The organism is Streptomyces sp. NPDC127190 (assembly GCF_042672505.1).
In the GTDB taxonomy this organism is placed as follows: Bacteria; Actinomycetota; Actinomycetes; order Streptomycetales; family Streptomycetaceae; genus Streptomyces.
Map to the genome: position 1 here is coordinate 361,978 of NZ_JBHXVE010000001.1, position 6,306 is coordinate 368,283.

At 71.2% G+C, this 6,306-nt stretch carries 8 protein-coding genes; 2 read left to right on the forward strand and 6 right to left on the reverse strand.

The genetic code is table 11. The annotated features are described in order from the left end of the window. Window positions 1-124: 124 nt before the first annotated feature. Genes ACFVIU_RS01560 through ACFVIU_RS01570 form a run of 3 tightly spaced genes read right to left on the reverse strand, consistent with a single transcriptional unit; the run spans window position 125 to window position 1,433 of the window. A complete protein-coding gene (locus tag ACFVIU_RS01560; RefSeq protein ID WP_385839878.1) occupies window positions 125-457 on the reverse strand; it encodes a thioredoxin family protein in 333 nt (110 codons plus the stop codon). Beyond that, the gene (locus tag ACFVIU_RS01565; protein WP_385839879.1) at window positions 454-882 is read right to left on the reverse strand and encodes a MerR family transcriptional regulator; all 429 of its coding nucleotides are present in this window, start codon (window positions 880-882) and stop codon (window positions 454-456) included. The genes ACFVIU_RS01560 and ACFVIU_RS01565 overlap by 4 nt, the downstream gene beginning before the upstream one ends. A 29-nt stretch (window positions 883-911) precedes the next feature. Next, window positions 912-1,433, reverse strand: a complete 522-nt coding sequence (locus ACFVIU_RS01570) for an Lrp/AsnC family transcriptional regulator (RefSeq protein WP_385839880.1) — start codon at window positions 1,431-1,433, stop codon at window positions 912-914. Window positions 1,434-1,478: 45 nt separating this feature from the next. Between ACFVIU_RS01570 and ACFVIU_RS01575 the strand changes: the two genes are divergently transcribed. After that, window positions 1,479-2,393: an NAD-dependent epimerase/dehydratase family protein gene (locus tag ACFVIU_RS01575; RefSeq protein WP_385839881.1), complete on the forward strand. Its 915-nt coding sequence runs from the start codon at window positions 1,479-1,481 to the stop codon at window positions 2,391-2,393. Here ACFVIU_RS01575 and ACFVIU_RS01580 read toward each other — a convergent pair. The 3 genes from ACFVIU_RS01580 to ACFVIU_RS01590 all read right to left on the reverse strand — a co-directional run bounded on the left by ACFVIU_RS01580 (window position 2,387) and on the right by ACFVIU_RS01590 (window position 5,456). After that, window positions 2,387-2,761, reverse strand: a complete 375-nt coding sequence (locus ACFVIU_RS01580) for a hypothetical protein (RefSeq protein WP_385839882.1) — start codon at window positions 2,759-2,761, stop codon at window positions 2,387-2,389. The two genes, ACFVIU_RS01575 and ACFVIU_RS01580, sit on opposite strands and share 7 nt — an antisense overlap. Before the next feature lie 133 nt (window positions 2,762-2,894). Further along, on the reverse strand, window positions 2,895-3,659 hold the full coding sequence (locus ACFVIU_RS01585) for a DUF2127 domain-containing protein (RefSeq protein ID WP_385839883.1): 765 nt from the start codon (window positions 3,657-3,659) through the stop codon (window positions 2,895-2,897). Window positions 3,660-3,770: 111 nt separating this feature from the next. Beyond that, the gene (locus ACFVIU_RS01590; protein WP_385839884.1) at window positions 3,771-5,456 is read right to left on the reverse strand and encodes an MFS transporter; all 1,686 of its coding nucleotides are present in this window, start codon (window positions 5,454-5,456) and stop codon (window positions 3,771-3,773) included. 131 nt (window positions 5,457-5,587) lie between these two features. On the opposite strand from ACFVIU_RS01590, the gene ACFVIU_RS01595 reads away from it, so the two are divergent. After that, window positions 5,588-6,202: a TetR/AcrR family transcriptional regulator gene (locus ACFVIU_RS01595; RefSeq protein WP_385839885.1), complete on the forward strand. Its 615-nt coding sequence runs from the start codon at window positions 5,588-5,590 to the stop codon at window positions 6,200-6,202. Window positions 6,203-6,306 lie beyond the last annotated feature (104 nt).

The window sequence follows — 6,306 nt, forward strand, 5'->3', positions numbered from 1 at the left end:
CTTCGCGACCTGTCCGAAATGAAGTCGCGAACCACCGAATATACGCAGCAAAATCCCCCGAGCGCAATTGCTCGGGGGATTTTGTTGTGCCGGGGCCGGGGCCCGGGCCTTTTTACAGCACGTCTTACAGCACGTCGGCCAGCTCCTCCACCAGCCGCCGCTTGGGCCGCGCACCCACCATCGACCGCACCGGCTCACCGCCCTTGAAGACCATGAGGGTCGGTGTGGCCAGCACCCCGTAGGCGATGGTCGTCTCCGGATTGCGGTCCACGTCGATCTGTACGACCCGCAGCCGGTCGCCCTCCTCGAAGGCGATGTCCTTCAGCACCGGTGCCAGCTGCCGGCACGGTCCGCACCAGTCGGCGGTGAACTGCACCAGTACCGGCAGCTCCGCGCCGAGCACCTCGGCCGCGAAATCGGCGTCCGTCACCTGATCCAGTCCGCTCACCACAGTCATCGCGTCGGTCCTCCCAGTTCGCACACGGGTTCCGGGCCCCCCGGAACCAGCGCCTCGGCGGCCAGCTCGTCGCGCGCCTGCTCGGCCCGCACCAGCTGTTCCGCGACCGTCTCCCGCACCGCCGTCAGCTGCCCGATGAGCGCGTCCAGCTCCGCCAGCTTGCGCCGGTAGACCACGAGCGAGGCCGGGCAGGAGTCGCCCTCGGGATGCCCGGCCCGCAGACACTCCACGAACGGCCGCGTCTCCTCCAGGTCGAACCCGAAGTCCTGAAGCGTCCTGATCTGCTCCAGCAGCCTGAGGTCGCCCTCGTCGTAGGCGCGGTGTCCCTTGTCGTCGCGCCGGGCGGGCAGCAGCCCCCGCGCCTCGTAGTAGCGCAGGGTGCGGGTGGTGGTTCCGGCCCGTGCGGCCAGCTCGCCGATTCGCATGCGTACGACCGTAGGTGTTGACGTCGACGTCAAGGCAAGGCCGGCGGCAGCAGCGGCTTGCGGGGCACCGGGGACGACAGCACGATCGAGGTCGTCGTACGGCCCAGCGCCGAGATCTGCTCCAGGATCTCCTCCAGATGCCCGGTGCCGGTGACGGCGACCTTGAGGATCCAGCAGTCCTCGCCGACCACATGGTGCACCTCGGTGATCTCCGGGCGCTCGATCAGCTCCAGGGTCCGCGGGTGCTTGAGGGTGTATCCGCCGTGCGGGTTGACCCGGACGAAGGCCTGGAGGCCGTAGCCGAGCCGGGCGGGGGCCACCCGGGCGCCGTATCCCTCGACCACTCCGGCCGCCTCCAGCCGGCGCACCCGCTCGGCGACGGCCGCCGGGCTGAGGCTGACCTGCCGGCCCAGCTCGCTCAGCTTGATCCGCCCGTCGGTCTGGAGCAGCCGGATGATCTGCCGGTCCACGCCGTCGAAGGCCACCGGCGTTTCGTCGGCGACGGCCCGCAGATGCCGCTGTTCCTTCGGTGCGGCGACGGTATCTCCCATGTCTCCCCCTTCAGAGCGGGCGGTCGGCCCCGGAGAATTATGGTCATGACAAAGGCACGAGAGGTACTGGTCATCGGCGGCAGCCGCTATTTCGGCAAGCGGCTGATCGCCCGTCTGCTGGCGGCCGGCGACCGGGTCACGGTCCTGAACCGGGGCTCGTCGGCGCCGCCGGCCGGGGCGCTGCACCTGGTCTGCGACCGCTCCGACGAGGCGGCCCTGGCCTCGGCGCTGGCGGGCCGTACCTTCGATGTCGTCATCGACCAGGTCTGCTACACCCCGCGTCAGGCGGAGATCGCCGCCCGGGTCCTCGCGGGGCGCACCGGGCGCTATGTCATGACCTCCACGGTGGAGGTGTACGAGCACGAGGACTCGCCCGCACTCGTTGCGGAGAGTGCGGTGGACCTGGGCGGGGTGGCCGTGGACCCGGCGCTGCCCTGGGACGATCCGGAGTTCCTGGAGGGGCACTACGGCGAGGGCAAGCGCCAGGCGGAGGCGGTCTTCACCCGCTCCGGCCTGCCGTTCGTGTCCGTGCGGGTGGCCCATGTGCTGGGCGGTGACGACGACTTCACGGGCCGGCTCCAGCACTACGCGGACCGGATCGCCGCCGGCGCGCCCCTCGCCGTACCGCCGGTCACCCGGCCGGCCACCTACATCCACGTCGAGGAGATCGCGGACTTCCTGCACTGGACGGCCGGCCAGGACTTCACGGGCCCGGTGAACGCGGCCTCGCACGGCCTGCTGACCCTGGAGGAGCTGGGCTCGGCGCTGGCGCGGCACCTCGACGCCAAGGAGCCGGTGTTCGAGATCACCGGCTCCGGCCCCCTCTCCCCCTTCGCCTTCCGCCGCGCCTACGGCATGGACAACTCCCGGGCGACGGAGCTGGGTTTCGCCTTCGGCGCCGTAAGGGAGTGGCTGCCGAAGGCGCTCACCGAGACGCTGGGCGCGCCCGCGGGTCAGTAACCCCAGACGGGGAACCAGTCGGAGGAGGACTGGTACGCCGGGACGTTCACCGTGGTGCCGTAGCGCCAGCTGGAGCCGGTGCAGCCGCTGTTGCCGAACGCCTTGACGTACTCGCTGCCCTTCCACCACCAGCCCGAGATGTACGTCTTGCCGCCGGCGTTGACCTGGAAGCACTGGTCGAGGTACTGGCCGTTCTGGTTGTAGCCCTCGATCTGGATGGAGTGGGTGAGGCTGTTGGACGCGTCGGTGTAGACGATCTGCTGGCCGTTGGTGCCGGCCACCGCCGTGCCCGAGCAGGTGAGCAGCGTGGCGGCGGCCAGGGACGCGGCGGCGAGCGCGCCGGTGCGTGCGGTGATGCGCTGGAACATGAGACTTACCCCCGTATGAACTGAGCGGTGCGGTCGGCGGCAGTGGTGACCGCCGTGGTTCAAGGGTCACAGCTGCCGCCAACCGATCACCAACAGCACGCCAACGCGGGACCGTCGCCCGCGCGCCGAGGCGTCAGACGGGCAGCCCCGCCGACTCCTGGACCTCCAGCAGGGAGGCGCTGTGGCGTTCCTCCTCGAAGGCCTTGCGGCCGCCGCGGAGGCCGAAGAGGCGTTTGGCGACGGCGATATAGAGGACGGCGAGGATGTTGAGGACCAGGGTGGCGATCTTCAGATAGCTGACCTTCTCGGTCAGTTCGTAGATCTCCAGCGGGAGGAAGGCGGCGGTGGCGACCACCGTCAGATACTCCGCCCAGCGCTTGGCGTACCAGAGGCCGACCGCCTCGATCAGCTCGATCAGGGCGTAGGCCAGGAGCAGGGCGGCGACCAGCAGCAGCGTGGAGTGCTTGTAGCCGAAGGCCTTCTGGATGGAGCCGACGACCGGGGAGTGGTCGAGGTCGTAGTGGAAGTGCCGGAACACCGGGCGGAAGACGTCCAGGTTCTGGTTGAACAGCCGCCGTACCGCGTCCTGGCTGTTGCTGAACTTCCACACGGCCACGGCGACGAGCACGATGAACACCCCGCGCACCGCCCGCTCGATGGACAGGAAGCGCAGGATGAACAGGTCGCGCAGGACCTTCCCCCGGGGCACGAGCGGCGCGTCGGCGGCCGGTCCGGAGCCGTGTGGCTCGCCCAGGACGAAGTCACCGCAGCGCAGACAGCGCCACACCTCCCCGAGCGCGGTCTCGGCGTGCAGCCGGATGCGCAGCCGGGGGTCGTCGGGCGCGTAGGTCACATGGCCCTTGCGCGCGCAGGTCCGCCGGTCCCAGTCGATCTTCATCCCCCGTGCCTCCGTACACGTGCTGACTTCCACCCATACGGACGCCACACGCGAACGTGCCGTTCCGGTCGGGCCCGGAGCGGCACGTTAGCCGATCGGCGTGCGCGGACGTCAGCCGGCCGCGCTTTCCGCCGGTTCCTTCTCCGCTTCCTTCACCTCCGGTTCGGCCGCGTTGGGCTCGGCGGCGTGGCGGGGCAGCAGGACCGCCACCAGGACGGTGCCGATGCCGAGGACGACCGCGCCGACCAGGCTGGTGTGCGCCACCGCGTCCGAGAAGGAGGAGCCGACGGCGTCCGCCATCTGCCGGGCGCCGGCCGCCAGTTCGGTGGCCTGCTGCTTGAGCTGCGCGGCCTGCTGCGGGTCGGTCGCCTTGGCCGCCCGGGCGGCCGCCGCGTGCGCCTTCTCGCCGATGCCCTGGGCGACGGCGTAGCCGGCGCCGACCGAGTCCTGGGCGGTGTCCAGGGCGCTCGCGGGGAGCTTGCTGCCGGCGGTGGCGTCGGCCAGGTGGTTGCCGTACGAGGTGGCGAGCAGCGAGCCGAGGATCGCGATGCCGAGCGAGCCGCCCAGCTCCAGCGAGGTGTCGTTGACCGCGCCGCCGACGCCCAGCTCGGACTCGGGGAAGGCGCCCATGATCGCGTCGGTGCAGGGCGAGAGGGCGAGGCCGATGGCGAGGCCGAGGATGATCAGGGGCGCGACGAAGTCGCCGTACGTCGATCCCGCGTCCACCCGGGTGAGCAGCGCCAGCGCCGTCGTGCCGCCGACCATGCCGGCGCTGACGGTCCACTTCATGCCGACGCGCGGGGTGAGCCAGCCGGTCAGGGCCGAGCCGACGAAGACGGCACCGGCCAGCGGCAGCATGCGCACACCGGTCTCCAGGGCGTCGTAGCCGAGGACGAACTGGAGGTGCTGGGTGAGGAAGTAGAAGGCGCCGAAGACGGCCAGGAAGAACAGGGCGACGGCGAGGTTGGAGCCCGCGAAGCGGCGCTCGGCGAAGCGGCGGACGTCCAGGATCGGGCGCGGGTGGCGCAGCTCCCAGAGCACGAAGGCCACCAGGGCGACGCCCGCGAGCACGGCCGCGGTGATCGCCTTGACGCCCCAGCCGAAGTGCGGGCCCTCGATGATCATGTAGACCAGCGAGCCGGCCCAGATCACCGACAGCAGGCCGCCGACGTAGTCGATGCGGTCGTGGTGGCCGGCCTTGGACGGCGGTACGAGGACGAAGGCGCCGACGATCGCCACGGCCGCGATGGGCACGTTGATCAGGAAGGTCGAGGACCAGCCGTGGTCGCGCAGCAGGGCGCCGGCGACGACCGGGCCGGCCGCGATGGCGAGCCCGGCGGTGGCGGTCCACAGGGTGATGGCCTTGGCGCGCTCGGCCCGCGGGAAGGTCGCGGCGAGCAGGGAGAGGGTGGCGGGCATGATCAGCGCCGCGCCGACGCCCATCACCGCGCGGGCCGCTATGACGGTCGTGGAGCTGTCGGCGAGGTAGCCGAAGACGGCTCCGCCGCCGAAGACGACGAGTCCGAGCACCAGCGCCCCGCGCCGGCTGTACTTGTCGCCGATCGCGCCGAGCAGCAGCATCAGCGCCGCGTAGGGGACGGTGTAGCCGTCGATCACCCACTGGAGATCGGCGCTGGACAGCCCGAGGTCCTTCGTCATGTCCGGCGCGGCGACCGTGAGGGCGGTGTTCGCCATCACGATGATCAGCAGGCTCAGGCAGAGCACCAGCAGCGCCCACCAGCGCCGGGCGTACGGGCGCTCCATGTTCTCGACCGGTTCGGTCATGACGAGTCGCATGCAGGGATCGCCTTCCTCGGTTACGCGACGGAGGTGCCGTGCAGGACTTGCACAGCGTCGTGCAATTGCACAACCATGTGCAATGTACGTCAGTTGCACAACACTGTGCAAGCCAGGGAAGGGCATGCAGAATGACTGCCATGACCACGGGTAACACCAGCCGCGCCGACACCAACCGGCGCCGCATCCTCGACGTCGCCCTCGCCGAACTGCTGCGCGATCCCGACGCCTCCATGGACCAGATCGCGCGCGCCGCGGGCGTCGTACGACGGACGGTGTACGGCCATTTCCCGAACCGGGAGGCGCTGATCAGCACGCTGGTCGACGGGGCCGTGGCGGCGCTGGCGGAGGCGGACGCGACGGCACGCGCGGGGGTGACGGACCCGGCGGAGGCGGTGGCCCGCTCGGTGCTCGCGCTCTGGCAGATCGCCGACCGCTACCGGCTGCTGGTGGCCCTGGCCCAGCGCACGGTCACCGTGCAGGGCATCCGCGAACGCCTCGCACCGCTGCGCGAGGCCAAGGTCCGGCTGCTCCAGCGCGGCCTGGACGAGGGCGTCTTCAGCTCGCCGCTGCCCGCGCCGGCGCTGGCGTACGTGCACGAGCAGATGCTGTTCGCGGTCACGGAGGCGGTGAACGACGGGCTGCTGGCAGCAGAAGAGGCGGGCAGCTCCGCCACGGTCGCCGTACTGACCGCGGCGGGCGTACCCGCCTCACGGGCCACCGAGCTGGTGGCCGAGGTGTCGTAACAGAGTGGTCCAGGAAAGGGACGTGGCCGGACGCCCGGCCCCCCCGGGGGCCCCGGGCGCGCCCCGGGCGGGGCCGCGGGGGGCCGGGCCCGGTGGCAGGCCGG

Coding starts and splice junctions, on each gene's coding strand:
- ACFVIU_RS01560 (WP_385839878.1), bottom strand. CDS start 457: ATGACTGTGGTGAGCGGACTGGATCAGGTGACGGACGCCGATTTCGCG.
- ACFVIU_RS01565 (WP_385839879.1), bottom strand. CDS start 882: ATGCGAATCGGCGAGCTGGCCGCACGGGCCGGAACCACCACCCGCACC.
- ACFVIU_RS01570 (WP_385839880.1), bottom strand. CDS start 1,433: ATGGGAGATACCGTCGCCGCACCGAAGGAACAGCGGCATCTGCGGGCC.
- ACFVIU_RS01575 (WP_385839881.1), top strand. CDS start 1,479: ATGACAAAGGCACGAGAGGTACTGGTCATCGGCGGCAGCCGCTATTTC.
- ACFVIU_RS01580 (WP_385839882.1), bottom strand. CDS start 2,761: ATGTTCCAGCGCATCACCGCACGCACCGGCGCGCTCGCCGCCGCGTCC.
- ACFVIU_RS01585 (WP_385839883.1), bottom strand. CDS start 3,659: ATGAAGATCGACTGGGACCGGCGGACCTGCGCGCGCAAGGGCCATGTG.
- ACFVIU_RS01590 (WP_385839884.1), bottom strand. CDS start 5,456: ATGCGACTCGTCATGACCGAACCGGTCGAGAACATGGAGCGCCCGTAC.
- ACFVIU_RS01595 (WP_385839885.1), top strand. CDS start 5,588: ATGACTGCCATGACCACGGGTAACACCAGCCGCGCCGACACCAACCGG.